The organism is Thioclava sp. F42-5 (assembly GCF_002213195.1).
GTDB lineage: Bacteria > Pseudomonadota > Alphaproteobacteria > Rhodobacterales > Rhodobacteraceae > Thioclava > Thioclava nitratireducens.
Window position 1 is genome coordinate 222408 of record NZ_NBNZ01000006.1, and the last position, 22034, is coordinate 244441.

Genomic DNA, 22034 nt, shown 5'->3' on the forward strand with positions numbered 1-22034 from the left:
ACGGAGACCCTATGCAAAGCCCCGATACGCCCGACGCTGCGAGCCCGCTCGAACAGCACCCACTTCTGGCGGGCTATGCGCCTGTGCCCGGCGTGGCCGACGAGCTGTTCGAACGCTCCGGCGCGATGCGGCGGGTCTGGCGGCCCTTCGTGGAGAAGTTCCTGCAGCTCGAACCGGGGGAAATCCCCCAGCGGTTCGAGCGCGGCAATCAATACCTGCGCGACGCGGGCGTCTATTACCGGCAATATTCCAACGACGTTCTGGCCGAACGCGAATGGCCGCTTAGCCATATTCCCGTCGTGCTGCATGAAAGCGAGTGGTCCGGCATCTGCGAGGGGCTGGCACAGCGCGCCGATTTGCTGGAGGCGGTGATGGCCGATCTCTACGGGCCTGGCACGCTGGTCTCCAACGGACACCTGCCGCCGGAACTCATCGCGGGCAATAAGCACTGGATGCGCCCGATGGTGGGGGTGCAGCCCAAGGGGGGGAACTACCTGCATTTCCTCGCCTTCGAGATCGGGCGCTCGCCGGACGGGTCGTGGTTCGTGCTGGGGGATCGGACGCAGGCGCCCTCGGGGGCAGGTTTCGCGCTGGAGAACCGGATGGCCACGGGGCGCATCTTCCCCGAGAGCTTCCCGCGCGATCATATCCACAAGCTCGCCACCTTCTTCGGCGATTTCCGCGCCGCGCTGGAGACGCTGGCGGGGCGGGGCGAGGGAGATATGCGCCGCGCCGCGATCCTGACGCCGGGCCCGGCCAATGACAGCTATTACGAGCACACCTATATCGCGCGCTACCTCGGCCTCTCGCTTCTCGAAGGCGAGGATCTCTTGGTCCAGAACGGCGAGGCGATGGTCCGCACGATCGAGGGGCCACAGCCGCTGGGTGCCCTCTGGCGGCGGATGGATGCGGGCTTCGTCGATCCGCTGGAGTTCGATCCCGCCACGCAGATCGGCACGCCCGGCCTGATGGAGGCGGTGCGCGAAGGCAATCTCGCGATGGTCAATGCGCTGGGCGCAGGGGTGCTGGAAACCCGCGCGCTGATGGCTTTCCTGCCGAAGATCTCGCGGGTGCTGACCGGTCAGCCGCTCGCCATGCCCAATATCGCGACATGGTGGTGCGGCGGCGCGTCCGAGCGTGCCCATGTGCGCGCCAATGCGGCCAACATGATGATCGGCCCCGCGATGGCGGTGGATCTCCCGTTCGATCTGGATGCCGCGACCGCGCTGGGCGGGCAGTTCCGTTCGGGGGCGGAGGCGCCGATCGCGGATTGGCTGGAGGCCGAGGGCGGCAAGCTCGTGGGGCAGGAGGCGGTGACGCTTTCGACGACGCCCGCATGGCATGACGACGGGCAGGGCGGCGGCGCGATCCGGCCCTGTCCGATGACGGTCCGCGTATTTGCGGCGCGCACGCCGCAGGGCTGGCAGTTCATGAAGGGCGGCTATGCCCGGATCGGGCCAGAAGGCGATGCGACCGCGCTCTCGATGCAGCAAGGCGGCGCGGTGGCCGATGTCTGGATCGTCTCGGATAAGCCGGTGCCCTCGGCAAGTATCGCGCCGCGCCAGACTGGAACCTTCCGGCGCAAGATCCCCGGCACGCTGCCTGCGCGCGCCGCCGACAACCTGTACTGGCTCGGCCGCTATATCGAGCGCTGCGAAGACTCGATCCGGGTGATCCGCGCCTATCACCTGCGCCTCGCCGCGACAGGCAGCCCGGAAGACCCGCGGCTGGCACGGCTTGCGCAATTTCTCGGAGCGCATGGCTTCGACATCTCGCAACCGGTGCCCGACGCGCTGTTGCAGCGGCTCGATGCGGCGCAGGCCTGCGCGTCGAAAGTACGCGACCGGTTCTCGACCGATGGCTGGCTCGCGCTGAAGGATCTGTCGAAGACCGCCCGGGAGATGGTGAATACCGCGCGCCCCGGCGACGATGCGGCCCGCGCGATGGGGGTGCTTTTGCGCAAGATCACGGGGTTCTCCGGGCTCGTGCACGAGAACATGTATCGCTTCGAGGGCTGGCGCTTCCTGTCGATCGGGCGGGCGCTGGAGCGCGCCGACGGGCTGGCCGCGCTGCTGATCCGTTTCACCGCCGAGGACGCACCGGAAGGAGCGCTCGATCTGGCGGTGGAGGTGGCCGACAGCGTCATCACCCACCAGCGCCGCTACCGGGTGCGCACCAACTTGGAGACGGTGCTGGACCTGCTGGTGCTCGACGCCGCCAATCCGCGCGCAATTCTTTTCCATATCAACGGTTTGAAAGCGCTTCTTGATGAACTTCCCGGTGCGGAGGTCGCCGGGCGTCCGGGCGATCTGCTGCGCGCGCTCATGCCGCTGCGCACCCAGCTCTCGGTGATCGAGCCCGAGGAGGTCACGCTGCAGATGTTACAGCAGATCCGGTCGGACCTGTTCCGGCTCTCCGATCTCGTGTCGCAGAAATATCTGAGGTGATCCTATGCGTTACGAGGTGAAGCTGAAGTTGACCTACAGGTATAACGCGCCATCGGATCATGCGCGGACCCTGCTGCGGGTGCTACCCTCGGACATCGCGGGGCTGCAAACCGTCACATCGCGGGTGCTCAGCTTCGATCCTCCGCCCGACGAGCGTCACGAGTCGCGCGATTTCTTCGGCAATGGCATGACCTCGGCGGTCTGGCACGCGCCGGTCGCCGAGATCGGAGTGACGCTGAACGCCAAGATTGAGCGCGGGCTGGCGGAGCCGGGGCTGGACCTGTCGTCGCCGCGCGAGGAACTGGCGCAGGAGATCGCGCAATTTCGCAGCCTCGCGCCCGACGCGCCGCATCACTTCCTCGCGCCCTCGCGCCGCGCCTCGCCGACCAAGGCGATGACCGAGTTCGCCCGGGCGCAGTTGCAGCCGGGCCAGACCGCGCGTGGCGCGATCGAGGCATTGGGGCGTGCGCTGCACCGGGAGATGCGCTTCGATGCGGGCGCGACCGATGTCAACACGCCTGCGGCGGAGGCTTTCGCGAACCGCCACGGCGTCTGCCAGGATTTCAGCCATATCATGATCTCCTGCCTGCGCGGGGTGGGCATCCCTGCGGGCTACGTCTCGGGCTTCCTGCGAACCTATCCGCCGCCCGGCCAACCGCGTCTGGAAGGCGCGGATGCGATGCATGCCTGGGTGCGCGCATGGGCGGGCGCGGAGACCGGTTGGATCGAATTCGACCCCACGAACGATCAATATGCGGGCGAGGATTACATCACCGTCGGCTATGGGCGCGACTATGACGACGTGCCGCCTTTGCGCGGGGCGATGCGCGGGGCGGGCGGTCAGCAAAGCGCGCAGGCGGTGGACGTGATCCCGCTCGATTGAGGCGGCGAACGGCGCGCTGCGGCGTGACCCCGTGCCTCGGACGCACGAAAGCTTCACCCGCTCGTGACCCGCGACGTCACGGCATTCATTGACCACGTGATCAAAGCACGATTTACTCCTCACCAGTTTGTGTTTGAACCGTCCCACGATGTCGCGTCCGCGCGACCGTTGAGGGGGCGGCGGCACACACGAAAAGACCAACCAACAGGAAGGACAGACCATGACCATTCGCTCGATGCTTTTGGCGGGGGCTGCCGCGGTGATGATGACCGCAGGCGGGGCCGGCGCCAAGACGCTCGTTTACTGCTCGGAAGCGTCGCCGGAAGGCTTCGATCCCGCGCCCTATACTTCGGGGACGACGTTCGACGCCTCTTCGCACCCCGTCTATGACCAGCTCGTCGAATTCAAGCCGGGCACGACCGAGATCGAACCGGGCCTCGCGGAAAGCTGGGAAGTCTCGGATGACGGCCTCACCTACACGTTCAACCTGCGCAAGGGCGTGAAATTCCACTCGGTCGAGGGCTTCACCCCGAGCCGCGATTTCAACGCCGATGACGTGATTTTCTCGTTCGACCGTCAGGGCAACAAGGACAACCCCTATTACGCTTACGCGCCGGGCGTTTCCTATGAATACTATGCCGGCATGGATATGCCGACGATCATCAAATCGATCGAGAAAGTCGACGATTACACGGTGAAGTTCACCCTGTCCGAGCCGAACGCGCCGTTCCTCGCCGACCTCGCGATGGACTTCGCGTCGATCCTGTCGAAGGAATATGCCGACAAGCTCGCCGGCGAAGACCGCAAGGCCGACATCAACAACGTGCCCGTCGGCACCGGCCCGTTCTCCTTCGTGGCTTACCAGAAGGACGCCGTGATCCGCTACAAGGCGAATCCGGACTACTTCAAGGGCAAGACCCCGGTCGACGACCTGATCTTCGCGATCACCCCCGATCCGGCGGTGCGCATGCAGAAGCTGCAGGCGGGCGAGTGCCAGATCATGCCGTACCCGGCGCCGGCCGACATCCAGGCGCTCAAGGACGACTCGAACATCAAGGTCGACGAGCAGCCCGGTCTGAACGTGGCCTACCTCGCCTACAACACCACGCAGGCTCCGTTCGACAAGGTCGAAGTCCGCAAGGCGCTGAACATGGCGATCAACAAGGACGCGATCATCGACGCGGTCTTCCAGGGCGCGGGCCAGGTTGCCAAGAACCCGATCCCGCCGACCATGTGGTCCTATAACAAGGACATCAAGGACGACGCCTACGATCCTGAGCAGGCTAAGAAAATGCTCGAGGATGCCGGCGTGAAGGATCTCGAGATGAACATCTGGGCGATGCCCGTGCAGCGGCCCTACATGCCGAACGCGCGCCGCACCGCGGAACTGATGCAGTCGGATCTCGCCAAGGTCGGCGTGAAGGCGAACATCGTCTCCTACGAGTGGGGCGAGTACCTGAAGAAGTCGAAAGACCCGAGCCGTGACGGCGCGGTGATTCTCGGCTGGACCGGCGACAACGGCGACCCGGACAACTTCCTCGCGGTTCTGCTGGGCTGCTCGGCGGCCGAAAGCGGTGCGAACCGTGCCTTCTGGTGCAATCAGAAATTCGACGATCTGATCACCAAGGCACGTCAGAGCAACGATCAGGCCGAGCGCACCAAGCTCTACAAAGAGGCTCAGGAAGTCTTCAAGGAACAGGCGCCGTGGGACACCATCGCCCACTCGACCGTGTTCATGCCGATGTCCAAGAAGGTCACCGGCTACGTGATGAGCCCGCTGGGCGGTCACGACTTCTATGGGGTGGACATCTCGGAGTGATCCTGAGAATACCCGTCTGATTGAGGCGTCCGGGAGACCGGGCGCCTCGCAATACTTTCAGGGGCCAAACATCGGAGACCGATGACCGCGGGCGCGACAGTGTGCGGCGGGCAGGGGCTCCACGAAGGTTCCGCAGAGAACCGCAAACAGGACCGGTGACATGTTACGTTTCATAATCGGCAAGATCCTCTGGCTGATCCCTACGCTGATCGGCATCACGATCGTGGCTTTCGGCTTCGTTCGGGTGCTGCCCGGGGATCCCGTGCTGCTGATGGCAGGCGAGCGCGGGCTGAGCCCCGAACGCCATGCCGAGCTGGCGCATCAGCTGGGCTTCGATCGCCCGCTCTGGCAGCAATATCTCGAGTTCATCTGGCAACTCGCCCATGGCAATCTCGGCGACAGCCTCGTGACCCACAAACCCGTGCTCGGTGAGTTCTTCGCACTCTTCCCGGCCACGCTGGAGCTGGGCGTCTGCGCGATGTTCCTCGCCGTGGTGATCGGCGTTCCGATCGGCGTGATGGCTGCAATCAAGCGCGGCTCGTGGTTCGATCAGGCGACGATGGGCACGGCGCTGGTGGGCTATTCGATGCCGATCTTCTGGTGGGGCCTGCTGCTCATCATCCTCTTCTCCGGCATTCTGCAATGGACGCCGGTCTCGGGGCGCATCTCGCTGATGTATTACTTCCCCAACGGCACCGGCTTCATGATCTGGGATGCGCTGATGTCGGGGCAGTCCGGCGCGCTCACCTCGGCGCTGAGCCACCTGATCCTGCCCGCGATCGTGCTGGCGACGATCCCGCTCGCGGTGATCGCGCGCCAGACCCGCTCGGCCATGCTTGAAGTGCTGGGCGAGGATTACGTGCGCACCGCACGCGCCAAGGGGATGCCGCCGCGCCGCGTCGTGGGCGTCCACGCGCTGCGCAATGCGATGATCCCGGTCATCACCACGATCGGCCTTCAGGTCGGCATGCTGATGGCGGGCGCGATCCTGACCGAGACGATCTTCTCCTGGCCGGGCATCGGCAAATGGATGGTCGACTCGATTTCGCGGCGCGACTACCCCTCCGTGCAGGGCGGGCTGTTGATGATCGCGCTGATCGTGATGTTCGTGAACCTGATCGTGGATCTGCTCTACGGTCTGATCAATCCGCGTATCCGGCATAGGTGAGTGACATGTCCGAAGTGATCGAAACCGATATCCCGGCCGGCACGCGCCGCGCGCAATTCGCCGAGTTCTGGTTCTATTTCAAGGAAAACCGTGGGGCCGTTCTGGGTCTGGTGGTGTTCGTGCTGATCGCGCTGGCCGCGATCGCGGCGCCGCTGGTCGCGCCCTTCGATCCCGATACGCAGTTCCGTGACGCGCTTCTGGCCGGTCCGCTGACCCATGACGCGAACGGGACGTTCCTGATGGGCACCGACGCGGTCGGGCGCGACATCCTTTCGCGCCTGCTGTTCGGCGCGCGCTTCTCGCTGTTCATCGGCGTGATGGTCGTGCTGCTCGCGCTCTCCGTGGGCGTGCTCCTCGGCCTGCTCGCCGGCTGGTTCGGCGGCTGGGTCGATACCGTGATCATGCGGGTGATGGATATCATCCTCGCCTTCCCGTCGCTGCTGCTCGCGCTCGTCTTCGTGGCGGTGCTCGGCCCGGGCCTGATCAATGCGATGATCGCCATCGCCATCGTCTACCAGCCGCATTTCGCGCGCCTGACGCGGGCCGCGGTGCTGTCCGAGAAGAACCGCGATTACGTCATGGCCGCACAGGTCGCGGGCGCAGGCCATATGCGCCTGATGTTCCGTACGGTGCTGCCGAACTGTCTCGCGCCGCTGATCGTGCAGGGCACGCTGAGCTTCTCGAACGCGATCCTCGACGTGGCGGCGCTCGGCTTCCTCGGCATGGGGGCGCAGCCGCCGACGCCGGAATGGGGCACGATGCTGTCGGAAGCGCGCGAGTTCATCCTGCGCGCATGGTGGGTCGTGACCTTCCCGGGTATCGCGATCCTCGTGACGGTGCTGGCGATCAACCTGATGGGCGACGGCCTTCGTGACGCGCTCGATCCGAAACTGAAGCGGAGCTGAGCCAATGTCCTTGCTGAAAATCCGCAATCTCACCGTCGAATTCGACACCGCTCAGGGCGCTTTCCGCGCCGTGGACGGGATCGATGTCGAGGTCTCCGGCCGCGAAGTGCTCGCCATCGTGGGCGAATCCGGCTCGGGCAAATCGGTCTCTATGCTCGCCGTGATGGGGCTTTTGCCGCCCACCGCGACGATCACCGCCGACGAGATCACCTATGACGGGCGCGACATGCTGAAAATGTCTGGCCGCGAACGTCGCCAGATCATCGGGAAGGAAATCTCGATGATCTTCCAGGAGCCGATCTCCTCGCTCAACCCCTCCTTCACCTGTGGTTTCCAGGTCGAGGAAGTGCTGACGCGTCATCTTGGCCTGAAGGGCAAGGATGCCCGCAAACGCGCGCTGGAGCTGTTCGAACAGGTCGGCATCCCCGACCCGGAGCGGCGGCTGAACAGCTATCCGCACCAGCTCTCGGGCGGGCAGTGCCAGCGCGTGATGATCGCGATGGCCATCGCCTGCAAGCCGCGCCTGCTGATCGCCGACGAGCCGACGACCGCGCTCGACGTGACGATCCAGAAGCAGATCCTCGATCTGCTGATGAGCCTGCAGGAAGAATACGGCATGGGGCTGATCATGATCACCCATGACATGGGCGTCGTGGCCGAGACCGCCGACCGGGTCTCGGTCCAGTTCAAGGGCCGCAAACTGGAGGAGGCCGACGTGCTCTCACTCTTCGAGAACCCGCAGCATCCCTATACGCGCGCGCTTCTGGCCGCGCTGCCGGAGAACGCGACCGGGGACCGTCTGCTGACCGTCGCCGATGGCTGGGAGGGCGTGCAATGAGTGTGATCCTCGAAGGGCGCGACATCACGCGCGACTACATCGTCTCGGGCGGGTTCCTGCGCGGGGCGAAGACGATCCGGGCGCTGCACGGCATCTCCTTCTCGCTCGAGCAGGGCAAGACGCTGGCCATCGTCGGCGAGTCCGGCTGCGGCAAGTCCACGCTGGCGCGTATCCTGACGCTGATCGACCCGGCCAATTCGGGCGATCTGTATATCCAGGGCGAGAAGATCGACATCAAGGAAACCAAGGTGACGTCCGAACTGCGCGCCAAGGTTCAGATCGTCTTCCAGAACCCCTATTCGTCGCTCAACCCGCGCCAGAAGGTGGGCGAGGTGCTGACCGAGCCGCTGATCATCAATACCGACATCCCCGCCAAGGAGCGCCGCAAGCGCGCCGAGGAGATGCTGGAGAAGGTCGGCCTCGAGCGGCAGCACTACAACCGCTACCCGCACATGTTCTCGGGCGGCCAGCGCCAGCGGATCGCGATTGCGCGCGCGCTGATGCTGAACCCGCAGATCCTCGTGCTGGACGAGCCGGTCTCGGCGCTCGATCTGTCGGTGCAGGCGCAGGTGCTGAACCTGCTCAAAGACCTGCAGGACGAGTTCGACCTGTCCTATATCTTCGTGAGCCATGACCTCTCGGTCGTGCGCTATTTCGCGGATGAGGTGATGGTGATGAATGCGGGCGAGGTGGTGGAATACGCCTCGCGCGATCAGATCTTCGCCAATCCGCAGCACGAATATACCAAGACGCTGCTGGCCGCGACGCCGATCGCCGATGTCGAAAAGATCCGCGAGCGGGTCGAACGCCGAAAGGCGTTCTTGGCCGCGGCGGAGACATAAGGGCCGGGCGGCGCTTTCGAGTACCGTTCGGAGTTAAGAAAAGGGGCCCGGGGCGATGCGCCTCGGGCCTTTTCATTTTGTGAAACGCTCTCAGGTCTGATTTTGGCACGGGGCGACCAGCCCCGGGCCGCGGCCGGTCCTCCCCCCGAGAGGGCGCATTGGCGATGTCATCGCGGGCATTACCGTCGTCCGGGCTTGCGAGATAAAGTGCCGAGCGTCGACGGGAACGAAGCGCCCACCCGAGGCTCGGGCGCGTCCCTATTCGCCAAACACAGACGCCCCGTGCGCCGCGCCGCGCGGCGCGTTCGCCGCTGAAGCCTTCCACTGGAACCCTTCCGAGACGCGGCTCACCCCAAGGCTCGGGTGCGGCCCTTATCTCCCGGACCACTCCGGCGCGCGTTTCTCGAGGAAGGCTCGCGCGCCTTCGGCGGCGTCCTCGCTCTCCATCACGGCCTTCAAGGTCCGCGCGTTCTCCTCCCAGAGAGGATCGACCGCGCGGCGCTCGATCTCGCGCGACAGCCGCAGGGTTTCGCGCAGGGCCAAGGGCGCGTTCTTCGCGACCTCCTCGGCCAGCGCGAGCGCCGCGTCAAATGCCTGCCCGGCCTCGGCGCGGCGGGCGATCAGGCCCAGCTCCCACGCCTCCGCCGTGTCGAAAAGCCGCCCCGTCAGCAGCAATTCGCGCGCCCGGGCCGGGGGGATGAGGCTCGCCAGCCGCAACGCGCCGCCCGCGCCCGCAACCAGACCGCGCAGCACTTCTGGCAGGCCGAAGCGGCAGCCGTCTTCCGCCACGATCATGTCGCAGCCCAAGGCGAGTTCGAACCCGCCCGCGAGCGCCGCGCCGTGACAGGCGGCGATGATCGGCTTGCTGCGGTGGGATTGGGTCAGGCCGCCGAAACCGCCTTCAGCAAATAGTAACTCCTCGACCTTACCTTCGGCGAAAGCGGCGAGGTCCATGCCCGCGCAGAACACCGCGCCTTCGCCGCGAAGGATACCGATCTGTAGCGCGTCATCCGCTTCCAGACGGGCTACCGCCTCGGCCAAAGCGTGGCCAGCTTCGGCATTGATCGCGTTGCGCCGTTCGGGGCGGTTGAGGGTGATGATCGCGATGTTGCCGCGGGTCTCGAATAGGACGGGGCTCATTGGGCGGGCTCCTTGGGTAGGCGGGCGCGTAGCGCGTTGCGGATGATCTTGCCGGTGGTGGTCACGGGCATGTCGTCGATCACGTAGATCGCGCGGGGGTATTCGTATTTCGCGAGCCGTGCGCGGACATGGGCGGCAAGGTCGTCGCGCAGCGCCTCGGTATCGGCATGGCCGGGGCAGAGCGTGACGAAGGCCGCGACGATCTCGCCGCGCAGCGGATCGGGCTGCCCTACGACGCCCGCCATCTGCACCGCCGGATGGGAGATCAGGCAATCCTCGATTTCGGCGGGGCCGACACGGTAGCCGCCGGTCGAGATGATGTCGTCGTCGCGCCCGATGAAGCGCAGCCTGCCGTCTGCGCCGCTGACGCCCCGGTCGCCGGTCAGCAGCCAGCGCCCGTCGAGGCCGGTCACGAATTTCGCCTCTGTCGCCTCGGGCTGATTGAAATAGCCGAGAAACATCACGGGGTCGGGCGCGCGCACCGCGATCGCGCCTTCTTCGCCATCGGGCAGGATCTGACCCGTCTGGCTGTCGACGATCGCGACCTCGTGGCCCGGCACCGGCCAGCCCATAGCACCCGGTTCGGGCGCATCAAGGCTCGCGGCGGACGAGACCACCATGTTGCACTCCGTCTGGCCGTAGAATTCGTTGATCGTGACGCCAAGCGCCTTGCGCCCCCAGTCGAGGAGTTGCGCGCCCAGCGGTTCGCCCCCCGAGGCGACTGAGCGCATATTGAGGCTCCAAGACAGGCTCTCCGGGTCGGCTTTCATCATCTTCAGCGCGGTGGGCGGCAGGAAAGCGTTGCGCACGCCCAGACGCCGGATCAGATCGGCCGCCGCCTGCGCCGAGAACTTGCGGAAGCGGCAAGCCACGACCGGCACACCGTGATGCAGCGCCGGGAGCAGCACGTCCAAGAGCCCGCCGATCCACGCCCAATCGGCGGGCGTCCAGATGCGGTCGCCCGCCTGCGGCAGGAAATCGTGGCTCATCTCGACGCCGGGCAGGTGGCCCAGCAGCACCCGATGGGCATGGAGCGCGCCTTTCGGATTGCCCGTCGTGCCCGAGGTGTAGATGAGCACGCCGGGGGTTTCGGCGCTGGTATCGACGGGGGTGAACTTGGGCGAAGCCTCGGCGAGAGCGGCGTCGAAATCCGCGGCGCCTTCCGGTTGCGTCCCGCCGCCATCGGTGACGAAAACCGTCTCCAGATCGGGCAATTCGGAGCGGATTGCGGCGATCACCTCGTAACTCGCCGGGTCGGTCACCAGCACCCGCGCGCCGCTGTCGCGCAGCCGGTGCAGCAGCGCCTCGGGGCCGAACAAGGTGAACAGCGGCAGCGAGACGCAGCCCGCCTTGAAGGCCGCGATATGAGCGATGGCGGTCTCGCGGCGTTGCGGCAGCAGGATCGCTACCCGGTCGCCGGTCTCGCGCCCATCGCCGCCTACGCCCCGCCCGGCCAACACGTTGGCGAAGCGGTTCGAGGCCTCGCGCAACGCGCCAAAGGTGGTCTCGCGCACTGCGCCGTAGCCATCCTCTTCGACCTCGATCAGCGCGACGCGGTCAGGCTCGCGCGCGGCCCATTTGTCGCACGTGTCGACGCCGATATTGTAGCGTTCGGGTATGTCCCATCGAAACGCAGCCCGCGTGGCCGCGTAATCCTTGCCGCGTGACAGCACCGGCTCTCCTCCCATTTTGCAAGCGGCGCGGGGGCCGCTTTCCTCCGCCGCTCAGAAAAGCGCGGAGAGCCGGGAATGTCCATCTCCGCTCACAGGCTTATGCGGGGCTTTGCGCTGAGAGCCGCCCCGCCGCCAGCGCGCTGAAGGCCACCATCCCCGTCGCGGTGATCATCACGGCACCCAGCCCACCCATCTGGTAGCTCAGCCCCGACAGCAGCGTGCCGATCAGCCGCCCGCCCGCATTGGCCATGTAGTAGAAGCCCACATCCATCGTCACCCGCTCGGCCTGCGTGAAGGCGAGGATGAGATAGGAGTGGAGCGAGGAATTCACCGCGAAGATCGCGCCGAAGACCAGCAGACCCACGACCAGCACGGTGCTGAGCCACAGCGATGGCGTCGGGTCGATCAGCACGGCGGCGCTGAGGAGCGCAGGCACGGCAAGCAGCGCCAGCGCCCAGTGCCGCGCGGCCCCGATCAGTGCGCTTTCGGGGCGGGATTTGGCCTTCAGGATGCGCGGGGCGGCGGCCTGCACCGCGCCGTAGAGGATGATCCAGAGCGCCATGAAGGTGCCCACGAGGAAGAAGGCCGCGCGGTCGCCCGCGTCTGTCCCGTCCGACAGAACCGCGTAGAAATAGATCGGGATGCCGACGACGAACCAGACGTCGCGCGCGCCGAACAGGAAAACCCGCGCCGCGGAGAGCCAGTTCACATTGGCCGATTTCGAGAAAACCTCGGAGAATTTCGCGCCCTTGCGCCCGCGCGGCAGGCCCGGCGGCATCGCCACGACGATTGCGGCGAGGATCAGCGCCAGCACCACCGCCATCGCGACCACCGCGTAATCGAAGCCGAGCGCCGCCAGCAGCGCCGCGCCCAGCAGGAAGCCCACGCCCTTCACTGCGTTCTTCGACCCGGTCAGCACCGCGACCCATTTGAAGAGCCCGCCATTGTCGGTGGGCGCCAGCAGCTTCACCGCCGATTTCGAGGACATCTTGGCAAGGTCCTTCGCGACCCCGCTGAGGCCCTGCACGATCATCACATACGTGACGGAGGCGCCAATCGCCCAACCCGGGTTCAGTTGCGCCAGTGCGATCAGCGCCACGACCTGCAGCGACAGCCCCGCATAGAGCGTCGAAACCAGCCCGAACCGCGCCGCGATCCAGCCCGCCGAGAGGTTCGTGACCATCCCCGCGACTTCATACAGGATGAACAGGTAAGCCAGCTGCACCGGCGAGAAGCCGAGCGTGTGGAAATGCAGCAGCACCAGCATCCGGAGCGCGCCATCGGTGAGCATGAAGGCCCAATAGGCCGCCGTCACCGCGATATAGGCGGAGAAGCCTTCGGGGCGGCTGGCGGGGTGGTCGGTCACAGCGAGGCTCCCACCATCAGTGCGACATCGGCGAGCCGGTAGGCATAGCCCATCTCGTTGTCATACCACGCATAGACCTTCACCTGCGTGCCGTTCACGACCATCGTCGAGGGCGCGTCGATGATCGAGGAGCGGATGTCGTTGGTGTAATCAGACGACACCAGCGGGCGCGTCTCGTAGCCGAGGATGCCGTGCAGCTCGCCCTCAGCGGCGGCTTTGAACAGCGCGTTGACCTCTTCGGCACGCGTTTCGCGCTCGACCTCGAAGACGCAATCGGTGAGCGAGGCGTTCAGAAGCGGCACGCGCACCGCATGGCCGTTCAGGCGGCCCTTCAGCTCGGGGTAGATCAGCGTGATCGCGGTGGCCGAGCCGGTCGTGGTCGGGATCAGCGAATTGAGCGCCGAACGCGCGCGACGCAGGTCCTTCGCGGGGCGATCAACGATGGTCTGGGTGTTGGTCACGTCATGGATCGTGGTGATCGACCCGTGCTTGATCCCCAGGTTCTCGTGGATCACCTTCACCACCGGGGCGAGGCAATTGGTGGTGCAGCTGGCCGCCGTCACGATGCTATGCGCAGCCGGATCGTAGGCGTCATTGTTCACGCCATAGACGATATTCGCGGTCGGGCCGTCCTTCACCGGGGCCGAGACGACGACCTTCTTCACGCCGGCGGCGAAATAGGGGGCGAGCGCGGCTTCGGATTTGAAGACGCCGGTGCAGTCGATCACCACGTCGACCCCGTCCAGCGGCAGGTCCTCGATGTTGCGCGTGCCGATGAAGGGCAGGCGGGTGCCGTCGATGGTGACGCTGTTCGCGTCGCTCGAAAACTCCGCGTCCCAGCGGCCATGAACGGAGTCGAATTCCAGCAGATGCGCTTGCATCGCCGCATCGCCCACCGCGTCGTTGATCCATGCGATCTTCGCACCGCACTCCAGCAGCGGCTTCAAGGCGAGTTTTCCGATGCGGCCGAGGCCATTGAGGGCGTAGGTGGTCATGGTCAGTCCTTCAGTTGCGGCCAATGTCATCGACGGCGGATTGCAGCGCGATGCGGTCGAGCGTGGTAAGCGGCAGGGCGGCGAAGGCCTCGATCCGGCGGTGAAGCGCGCCATAGGCCTGCTGGAACGCCAGCGCGCGTTCGGCCTCGGTGCCGGTCGCCTTTACCGGGTCGGGCATCCCCCAATGGCCGCTGATCGGCTGGCCGGGCCAGGGCGGGCATTCCTCGTTGGCGGCGAGATCGCAGACAGTGAAGACGAAATCGAGTACCGGCGCGTCCTCTCCCTGAAACTCGGAGATGTTTTTCGCGCGCAGCGGCTCCACGTCATGGCCCTTGTCGCGCAGCACCTGCACCGCGAAAGGGTTCAGCTCTGAATAGGGTTTCGTGCCCGCCGAATAGGCTTTGAACCGGTCGCCCGCCCGGTCTCGCAGGATCGTCTCGGCAAGGATGGAGCGCGCCGAATTGCCGGTGCAGATGAAAAGCACGTTGAATTTTCGGCCCGTTGCAGATTGCGTCATGCGGCTGTCTCCGCTGGGATCGGGTTGCGTGAGGGGAGAGCAGATATCGGGGCGTCCCTGACAGCAGTCGATCAGAAGCGCGTCGAAGAGGTTGCGCACGGTCTCCATCTCGATCCCGTAGCGCAGCGAAGTGCCGGCCCGCGTCTGACCGATCAGCCCGACTTCGGCGAGGGCTGCGAGATAGGCCGAGAGCGTGGAGGGTTTCAGCCCCAGCGCCGCGCCGATTTCGCCTGCGGGCAGCCGGTCGGGATACCGGCGCATCAGCAGCCGGAAGATCGCTAGGCGTTGCGCGTGGCCCAGCACGGTGAGCCGTTGGGGTGTCATCTCGTCCATATTTCGAGGTTTTACGAAATAAGAGAGTCGGATCAAGTGAAGCTTTGATGACGGTGCGCGATAGACGGATCATGTGTAAACAATCCACGGAAAACCTGCGGTAACGCGCGATAACCGGAAACGCTCACAAATTCGTGAATACGCAGGGAAATAGGGCCGAAACGAGACTTCCCTTGCGTCACATATTTCGCATCGACCCAGCAAAGCAAAGAAAACAGGCGAAAAATCGTGATCGGGGAAATGCGCCGCGCGCTGCCCCGGACGGCAATTATGGTCGCTCTGCCATAATCTCTGCCGCATTTCGGACAAGAGTGCACAACAGAACTTAAGCACGAACCGACCCAGCCGGTGCGTCGCCAAGAAGGGGGCGCGCGCCGTCCCTGTAACGTTGGCGGTCTCGGGCGGCATGGGGTGTGCCGAACCGTTTCCGCCCAAGACCGCATCGCCCCTGCGGAAAGGAGTGCCCCTCGTGTATGAAGCGAATTCCATCTTTGATTGGCATCGCCGCGGTTTCGAGGCGCTCAATTCATACTGGGAGACGCTCGACCAGCTCGAACAGGCCGTAAAGGATGTCTCGGACGCCGATCTCGGCTTCGTCGAGGACCAGCTCGACAGCGTGCTCGAGATGATCGACGCGTTCGAGCCGACCGTCAGCGTCATCGGCCAGGTCAAAGCGGGAAAGAGCACACTTCTCAACGCATTGATCGGCAAGCCGGGGATGCTGCCCTCGGATGTGAACCCTTGGACCTCGGTGATCACGGCGCTGCATCTGAACGCGCGCCACCGCCCGATGGACACGCGCGCGCTGTTTCGTTTCTTCGACCGTCACGAATGGGATCGGCTTGTGGCGACCGGCGGGCGTCTGGGCGAGATGGCCAACCGCGCGGGCTTCGAGACCGAGGCCGAGAGCGTGCGCAAACAGGTCACCGCGATGCGCAACGCGACCGAGGCGAGGCTTGGCGAGCAGTTCGAGGAACTTCTCGGCACCAGCCGCGCCTTCCCGACGCTCGATAAGGCGGTGCTGGATCAATATATCTGCTACGGCGATCCTGACGATCTGGCCGAGGGCGCGAGCGAAGGCACCTATGCCGATCTGACGAAATCCGCCGATCTCTATCTCGATCTGCCGCATCTGCCGCGCGGCTTGTGTCTGCGCGACACGCCGGGTGTGAACGACACCTTCATGATGCGCGAGCAGATAACGCTCAATGCCATCGGCGACAGCCGCGCCTGTATCGTCGTGCTCTCCGCCCATCAGGCTCTGACCACGATGGATCTCGCGCTGCTGCGCATCATCTGCGCGATCGATGCGCGCGAGGTGGTGATCTTCGTCAACCGCATCGACGAGTTGGAAGACCCGCGCGGGGCGCAGGCCGCGATCCGCGGCTCGATCCGCAAGACGCTGGGGCGCATGGGGCTGGGCGAGGAGATCGAGATCCTGTTCGGCTCGGGCTACTGGGCCAATTGCGCTATGGGCGATGTGAACGAGATGGCGCCCGCCAGCCGCGCGGCGCTGGAGAAGATGACCGGCCCCACGCCCACCAGCGAGACCGAGTTGCGCCAGCGGGCGATGGAAGCGTCCGGGATCGGTGCGTTGATGCAGGCGGTGGTCAAGCGGATCGTCGACGGGCCGGGGCAGGCGGTGCTTGGCGATGTGCAGGACGAGCTGGAGCGCATCATCGAGCGCGCCGAGACCGTGGATAGCGTCGCCCGCGTGGCTGATCCCTCCACCATCCTCAGCGAGTCCAAACTGATGATGCGCCTTGCCGAGATCGAGGAAGAGGCCGTCTCCGCCTTCAACCGTGATGCCGCGGACCTTCGTGCGGAGCTGCGCGAGCGGCTCGACCGGGCGCAGGAGCAATTCGTGGCCTCGGCGCTAGAGGCGCTGCAGTCGCATATCGACACCTATGGCGAGATCGGCGCGTGGACCCATGATCCGACTTCGCTGCGCATGGCGATGAAGACCGCCTTCGCGTCCAATTGCGCGCGGCTGCGGCGCAAGGGCGAGGCGGCGCTCGACATGGTCAGCGACGGGATCGACAGCTTCCTCGCTGCCGAGTTCGGCGTGATCCGCGAGGCCGATGTGAGCCGCTTCCCCGAACAGCCGCAACATCGCGCGCCGACGGTGCTCGCGCGAATGATCACGCTGGATATGCAGGGCGCGTGGTGGCGTCGCTATTGGCGGTTCAATCGCAAGGGCGCGGCACAGGCGCGCTACCGCGATGTGATAATCGCGGAAACCACGCCGCTGATCGAAGACCTGATGACCGAGTATTTCGACCCCGCCATCGCGCGCAGCCGCGAGATCGTGGAGCGCTTCGTTTTCGATCAGGGTCAGTTCTGCAAGGCGGTGCGCGAGCGCTGCCTCTCGGGCGCGGCGGGACACGACAAGGAAAGGCTCTCGGCATGAACTCGATGCGCAAACGCGAACGCCCTGCCTTGCCGGACCTCACGAGTGCCCAGAGCCCGCAAGCAGCCGCGAAACCGCGCAAGCTGCGGGTGCTGGTGGCGGGCGAATTCTCGGCTGGCAAAACCAGTCTCATCAACGGGTTGCTGGGCGAGAAGGTGCTGCCCTCGCATGTCACCGCGACCGCCCTGCCGCCGATCTGGCTGGTGCACGGCAGGGACCGGGGGCAGATCTGGATCGACAAGGAGGAGGTCGCGCGCCCGCTTTGCGATCTGGCGCAGCTCAATCTGGAAAAGGCGCGCTACTGCGTGATCGCGCATGGTGCGCCGATCCTCGAGCGGATCGACATCATCGACACGCCCGGTTCGTCGGACCCGAACATGCCGATGGAAAGCTGGCAGCGGATGCTGCGCTATGCCGATCTCGTGATCTGGTGCACCAACGCTACGCAGGCGTGGCGGCAAAGCGAGAAGGCGGTCTGGGACGCGATGCCCCAGGCGCTTCTCGAGCAGCCGATGCTCGTCGTGACCCATGGCGACCGTCTGCCCGACGAACGCACCCGCGCGCGCCTGATGCGCCGGGTTCAGCGCGAGGCGGGGGAGGTTTTCCCGACGATCCGTCTGGCGGCACTGACCGACGCGCAGGACGTCGCGCAGATCGGGCGCGAGATCGAGCGGCTGATCGGCCAGATCGGCCAACCATCGGGAGAGACCAACGAGACGGTCGCCAAATTCGTGCGCGAGCGCGACGTGATCGCTTTCCCGAAGCCGCGCATGCCGGTCAAGCCGCGCCGTCTGCGCTCGGCGCGCCTGATAAAGGCGGAGGGCGCGGAGCTGCCCGAGGTGACCGATGCCGAGCCGCTGATCCTCGACTCGCCGCTGCCCGACTACCCGCCCGCAGAGCCCGCCTCGATGCCGGGCCCGGCCCGCGCGCTGTGGGAGGAACTCACGGCGGGTCACGCCTTTACCGATGCCGCAGATGTCCTCGCCCATGTCGAACATCTGCTTGACCGGCTCGATGCCAGAGCCGCGGACGAACCCGAGCCGGCCTACGCGACGAGGAGGAGCACGCCATGAAGATCGCCCCGCAACTGCGTAAGGAACTCGACTTTCTCGACGGCACGCTCGACCAGGTGGAAACCGCCGTCGAACGCAGCGCCCGTCCGCGCATCCGCGATCTGCGCTTGCGGCTGCATGACTGGGCGGCGCGCGTGGCGGTGATCGGGCAGGTGAAGGCGGGCAAGTCGACCTTCCTCAACGCCTTCCTGCACCAGCATGACTTCCTGCCCTCGGACGTGAATCCGTGGACCTCGGTCGTGACGAACATGCGCATCAACCTGCCGGAAGATCCGGTGACGGGGGCCCGGTTCGAGTTCTTCTCGGAAGCCGATTGGGACGAGATCATCAATGGTGGCACGCGCATCCGGCAACTGACCGAAGAGCTGCTGCCGGGATTCGATACCGACATCCTGCGCGAGCAGTCCGAGCAGATGCGCCGGCGCGCGCAACGGCGGCTCGGCAAGCATTACCACACGCTTCTGGGGCAGCAGCACGACTACGACTTCCTCGCCCCCGACCTGTTGCAGCGCTATGTCTGTGCCGGGCCGGGCGCGGATGACGGGCTGGATCGCGAGGCGCTTGGCCGGTTCGCCGCGCTGACGAAAAGCGCCCATATCTACATGCGCTTACCCGAGTTTCAGGTGCCGACGATCATCACCGACACGCCCGGCGTGAACGACCCGTTCCTCGTGCGCGACGAGTTTACCTGCCGCTCGCTCGACCGCTCGGACGTGTTCATCATGGTGCTTTCGGCGCATCAGCCGCTGACCGATGTGGACCTCGCCCTGATCCGTATCCTCGCGCGGCAGGACGACAAGGACGTGCTGATCTTCCTCAACCGGATCGACGAGTTGGACGATTACGCGGTCGAAGTGCCCCGCGTGATTGCCGATGTGTCGCGCCGCCTGCGCGCGGCGATCCCCGACATCGACTTCAAGATCGTCGCGGGCAGTGCCTATCTCGCCGATCTCACCCAGCGCTCCGACGAGGAAGCCGCCTGGGCGCGCGCCGAGATGGATTCGATGGAGCTGGCGCAATATCTGTATTCGCGTTTCGGCCGTGTGCCCGAAGATCCGATCGATCGGCTTCTGCTGGCCTCGGGCGTCGAAGAGGTCAAACACGTGCTCTCTGCCGTGATCGATGGCGGGGTGGGGCGTCAGCAGCTCGCCCAGCTGCGGGGCGATTTGCGCGCGGAGCTGTCGGGGATGCAATTCGTCGCCCGCCGCGAACGCGATACGCTGCAGATGCAGATCGAGAGCATTCGCTCGGACGTGGCGGAGGCCGCGATCGAGGAGATGACCGGCGAGATCGAGGCGACGGAGGCGCTGCGCGGCGCGCTCGAAAACCATGTCGAGAGCGCCGAACACCAGATCGAATCCGTGCTGAACCGAGGCTGGTCGGCGTTGGAGACGCGGCTCAACAAGAGCATCGAGGATTTCGTCAACAGTCAGCGTGCCCGGTTCGAGGAGGTTCTGCGCACCAATCGGATCCGCGACGGCCGTCCGCCGCGCAGCTTCGAGACCGATACGACCGCGTTGCAGATCGCGCTCGAACGCGAAGTGACGAAAAGCTACGCCCGCTCACGGGCCGCGATCGACGTGCTGCTCGACAATGCGATCCATGCCTGCCGCACAACCATCGTGGACCGGTTCGACGATCCCAGCGAAGAGATCGACCTCGCGGATATGCCGCATGACACCTTCACCTCGACCTTGACGCTGACCCGGCGCGCGCTGCGGATCAATTTCGCGTTGGAGCGCGGCTGGGCTTTCTGGCGTGGACCGACCGTGAATATCGAGAAGACGCTCGAGGGTCTGCGCGTCGTCGCGGCGGAAGAGTTGCGCCCTGCGGTGGAGAAGATCCTGCAAGCCTATGGCGAGACGCTGGTGGAGCGCGCGACCGCGGGCGGGTCGCGACTGCGGGTCATGGTTCGGATGATGGAGATGGTCGTGCGCGAGCGGACCCTGCAGCTCAAGCAGGAGCGGGCCGAGTTGGAACGGCTGGCGCGTGATCCCGCCCAGCAAAGCCGGATGGCGTCGCGCATCCAGAGCAAGCTGGAAGTTCTGGAACGGCGCCTGATCAACCTCGGCGCGATCGAAAGCGCCGTCAGCAGCACGATGATGCCGCGGCGCAAGCCCGCATCCCGCGCGGCGTGAGGACAAGGAAGCAAATGATCTTCAAACAAGACCTCCGCCACGATCAGGCACCGCCCGATCCGGTCCGCGCACCGTTGCGGGTCGCGATCTGCGGCGAGGTCAATTCCGGCAAGTCCACGGTGCTCAACGCGATTTTGCGCGCGCGCAGCATCGGCGACAATCTGGGCCGGACCGAGCGACCCACGGTCGTCGCGCGCTACCGTGCGACGCCGGGCGTGGTGATGCGCGACGCGACGGGGCGGGAGATCGACGCGGCGGAGGTCGAAGAGGGCGGCGCCGTGCCCTCCGAGATTTATGTCTATTCCGCGCAGCCGCATCTGCAGGGGTTCGAGTTCGTCGAGGTGCCGCTGACCTGCGCCGAGGATCTCAACGAAGGACAGGTCGGCCTGATCGCCACCTGCGACGTGATGATTTGGGTCACGATCGCCTCGCAGGCATGGCGGCTGACCGAAAAGACTCTGATCGAATGTCTGGGGTCTGCGCGCCCGTCCGATTGCCTGCTCGCGATTTCGCGTGGCGACAAGCTGCGCAACGACAGGGACCGGGCGAAGCTGAAGGCACGGGTTCAGCGCGAGTCGGCGGCGTATTTCTCGCGGATCGCATTTCTGCACGGATCGCGCGACCTGTTGCGTGCCGCCGAGACTTCGGATGAAGCGTTCCAGCGTAGCGGCGGCGCGGCGCTGATCGCGGCGCTCGGGGCGATGACAGGGCGCGCGGTGGCCGGGCTCGACGCGCTCGATCCCGAGACCGAGGCGGATCTGGCGATCGGGGCCCATGACGCGCCGTCCCCGCTGCTCTCGGAACATGGCGGGGCGATCTTGCCGTTCCGCGCGCCCGGGGAGCGTAAACGCAGCTCCGAGCCCGCAAATTCGGGCGCGCCGGTCGCGCCGGTTGCGCCCCCCGGGGCCGAGCCCGAGTATCGGCCGGACCCGAACCCCGTCGACCGCACGCCCGAGGTGTCGCCACGTCGTGTCACGCGGGCGTCGAAACCCCTTCGCGATCCTGCGCGCGAGCCCGTTCGAGAGCCCGCGCTCAAGCCGGGGCCGAATGTCACCGGCGGCGTCGTGCCTGAAACCGAGGCCGAGAGGGAGGCCCCGGTGGAGCAGGAAAGCCCGCTGCTTCTCGCCACCACGCAGCTCCGACTGGGTATCGAGTTGCCCGAGGGGCTGCAGCTTGCCGGGCGGATCGGCCCCAGCGACCGGATCTTGCGGCCCGTCAAAGGGTCGTCGGACGAGATCGTGGCCTGCGCCAAGGCTTTGGAGGCCATGATGTCCGGGTTCGCGGGAAGCTACACGACCGTCTTCGGCGGGCAGCTCGACATGATCACCGAGTCGGGCGAGGACGTCCGCGTCATGTTCTCCAGCGCGCCGGAGACCGGCCTGACCTTCGCGCAATTCACCGTCGACCTGATCGACGAGGCGGCGGCGCATGCGTTGTTCGCGCGCTTGGCGGGCGTGTTGGTCTGAAAGCGTACCCAGCGCGCTGAT

General features: G+C 65.8%; 16 protein-coding genes. 11 read left to right on the forward strand and 5 right to left on the reverse strand.

The features are described from left to right. The first annotated feature begins 11 nt into the window (after positions 1–11). The 7 genes from B6V74_RS15925 to B6V74_RS15955 all read left to right on the forward strand — a co-directional run bounded on the left by B6V74_RS15925 (position 12) and on the right by B6V74_RS15955 (position 8902). Positions 12–2447 (forward strand): circularly permuted type 2 ATP-grasp protein, encoded by a 2436-nt coding sequence (locus tag B6V74_RS15925; RefSeq protein WP_088723363.1) that lies wholly within the window; start codon positions 12–14, stop codon positions 2445–2447. A gap of 4 nt (positions 2448–2451) precedes the next feature. Next, entirely contained in the window at positions 2452–3330 is an 879-nt protein-coding gene (locus B6V74_RS15930; RefSeq protein WP_088723364.1) for a transglutaminase family protein, read from the forward strand. 220 nt (positions 3331–3550) lie between these two features. Beyond that, positions 3551–5149, forward strand: a complete 1599-nt coding sequence (locus B6V74_RS15935) for an ABC transporter substrate-binding protein (protein ID WP_088723365.1) — start codon at positions 3551–3553, stop codon at positions 5147–5149. A 160-nt stretch (positions 5150–5309) separates the two neighbouring features. After that, complete coding sequence (locus B6V74_RS15940) at positions 5310–6317, forward strand: ABC transporter permease subunit (protein ID WP_075774992.1); 1008 nt, start codon at positions 5310–5312, stop codon at positions 6315–6317. A 5-nt stretch (positions 6318–6322) separates the two neighbouring features. Beyond that, a complete protein-coding gene (locus B6V74_RS15945; protein WP_075774991.1) occupies positions 6323–7222 on the forward strand; it encodes an ABC transporter permease subunit in 900 nt (299 codons plus the stop codon). Positions 7223–7226: 4 nt separating this feature from the next. Further along, complete coding sequence (locus B6V74_RS15950; RefSeq protein ID WP_075774990.1) at positions 7227–8060, forward strand: ABC transporter ATP-binding protein; 834 nt, start codon at positions 7227–7229, stop codon at positions 8058–8060. Further along, the gene (locus tag B6V74_RS15955; RefSeq protein ID WP_075774989.1) at positions 8057–8902 is read left to right on the forward strand and encodes a dipeptide ABC transporter ATP-binding protein; all 846 of its coding nucleotides are present in this window, start codon (positions 8057–8059) and stop codon (positions 8900–8902) included. The genes B6V74_RS15950 and B6V74_RS15955 overlap by 4 nt, the downstream gene beginning before the upstream one ends. Before the next feature lie 372 nt (positions 8903–9274). On the opposite strand, the gene B6V74_RS15960 is transcribed toward B6V74_RS15955, so the two are convergent. From B6V74_RS15960 to B6V74_RS15980, 5 genes are all read right to left on the reverse strand, one after another. Next, positions 9275–10042 carry a crotonase/enoyl-CoA hydratase family protein gene (locus B6V74_RS15960; protein ID WP_088723366.1) on the reverse strand — a complete coding sequence of 256 codons (768 nt, stop codon included), beginning with the start codon at positions 10040–10042 and terminating at the stop codon, positions 9275–9277. Further along, a complete protein-coding gene (locus tag B6V74_RS15965) occupies positions 10039–11715 on the reverse strand; it encodes an AMP-binding protein (protein WP_240497128.1) in 1677 nt (558 codons plus the stop codon). The genes B6V74_RS15960 and B6V74_RS15965 overlap by 4 nt, the downstream gene beginning before the upstream one ends. 97 nt (positions 11716–11812) lie before the next feature. Continuing rightward, the gene (gene arsJ, locus B6V74_RS15970; protein ID WP_088723368.1) at positions 11813–13081 is read right to left on the reverse strand and encodes an organoarsenical effux MFS transporter ArsJ; all 1269 of its coding nucleotides are present in this window, start codon (positions 13079–13081) and stop codon (positions 11813–11815) included. Then, positions 13078–14076 carry an ArsJ-associated glyceraldehyde-3-phosphate dehydrogenase gene (locus tag B6V74_RS15975; protein WP_088723369.1) on the reverse strand — a complete coding sequence of 333 codons (999 nt, stop codon included), beginning with the start codon at positions 14074–14076 and terminating at the stop codon, positions 13078–13080. Before B6V74_RS15975 ends, arsJ begins: the two co-directional genes overlap by 4 nt. Positions 14077–14086: 10 nt before the next feature. Beyond that, positions 14087–14926 carry a helix-turn-helix domain-containing protein gene (locus B6V74_RS15980; RefSeq protein WP_088723370.1) on the reverse strand — a complete coding sequence of 280 codons (840 nt, stop codon included), beginning with the start codon at positions 14924–14926 and terminating at the stop codon, positions 14087–14089. 469 nt (positions 14927–15395) lie between these two features. On the opposite strand from B6V74_RS15980, the gene B6V74_RS15985 reads away from it, so the two are divergent. The 4 genes from B6V74_RS15985 to B6V74_RS16000 are packed head-to-tail and all read left to right on the forward strand — an operon-like array spanning position 15396 to position 22013. Beyond that, positions 15396–17336, forward strand: a complete 1941-nt coding sequence (locus B6V74_RS15985; RefSeq protein WP_075774983.1) for a dynamin family protein — start codon at positions 15396–15398, stop codon at positions 17334–17336. Next, positions 17333–18409, forward strand: coding sequence for a dynamin family protein (locus tag B6V74_RS15990; protein ID WP_075774982.1), 1077 nt, complete (start codon positions 17333–17335; stop codon positions 18407–18409). Before B6V74_RS15985 ends, B6V74_RS15990 begins: the two co-directional genes overlap by 4 nt. Beyond that, positions 18406–20547, forward strand: coding sequence for a dynamin family protein (locus B6V74_RS15995; RefSeq protein ID WP_088723372.1), 2142 nt, complete (start codon positions 18406–18408; stop codon positions 20545–20547). Before B6V74_RS15990 ends, B6V74_RS15995 begins: the two co-directional genes overlap by 4 nt. Before the next feature lie 14 nt (positions 20548–20561). Then, entirely contained in the window at positions 20562–22013 is a 1452-nt protein-coding gene (locus B6V74_RS16000) for a GTPase (protein WP_088723373.1), read from the forward strand. Positions 22014–22034 lie beyond the last annotated feature (21 nt).

Bases quoted from the DNA above. Each gene is read 5' to 3' on its own strand.
- B6V74_RS15925 (WP_088723363.1), top strand. From the start codon at position 12: ATGCAAAGCCCCGATACGCCCGACGCTGCGAGCCCGCTCGAACAGCAC.
- B6V74_RS15930 (WP_088723364.1), top strand. From the start codon at position 2,452: ATGCGTTACGAGGTGAAGCTGAAGTTGACCTACAGGTATAACGCGCCA.
- B6V74_RS15935 (WP_088723365.1), top strand. From the start codon at position 3,551: ATGACCATTCGCTCGATGCTTTTGGCGGGGGCTGCCGCGGTGATGATG.
- B6V74_RS15940 (WP_075774992.1), top strand. From the start codon at position 5,310: ATGTTACGTTTCATAATCGGCAAGATCCTCTGGCTGATCCCTACGCTG.
- B6V74_RS15945 (WP_075774991.1), top strand. From the start codon at position 6,323: ATGTCCGAAGTGATCGAAACCGATATCCCGGCCGGCACGCGCCGCGCG.
- B6V74_RS15950 (WP_075774990.1), top strand. From the start codon at position 7,227: ATGTCCTTGCTGAAAATCCGCAATCTCACCGTCGAATTCGACACCGCT.
- B6V74_RS15955 (WP_075774989.1), top strand. From the start codon at position 8,057: ATGAGTGTGATCCTCGAAGGGCGCGACATCACGCGCGACTACATCGTC.
- B6V74_RS15960 (WP_088723366.1), bottom strand. From the start codon at position 10,042: ATGAGCCCCGTCCTATTCGAGACCCGCGGCAACATCGCGATCATCACC.
- B6V74_RS15975 (WP_088723369.1), bottom strand. From the start codon at position 14,076: ATGACCACCTACGCCCTCAATGGCCTCGGCCGCATCGGAAAACTCGCC.
- B6V74_RS15980 (WP_088723370.1), bottom strand. From the start codon at position 14,926: ATGGACGAGATGACACCCCAACGGCTCACCGTGCTGGGCCACGCGCAA.
- B6V74_RS15990 (WP_075774982.1), top strand. From the start codon at position 17,333: ATGAACTCGATGCGCAAACGCGAACGCCCTGCCTTGCCGGACCTCACG.
- B6V74_RS15995 (WP_088723372.1), top strand. From the start codon at position 18,406: ATGAAGATCGCCCCGCAACTGCGTAAGGAACTCGACTTTCTCGACGGC.
- B6V74_RS16000 (WP_088723373.1), top strand. From the start codon at position 20,562: ATGATCTTCAAACAAGACCTCCGCCACGATCAGGCACCGCCCGATCCG.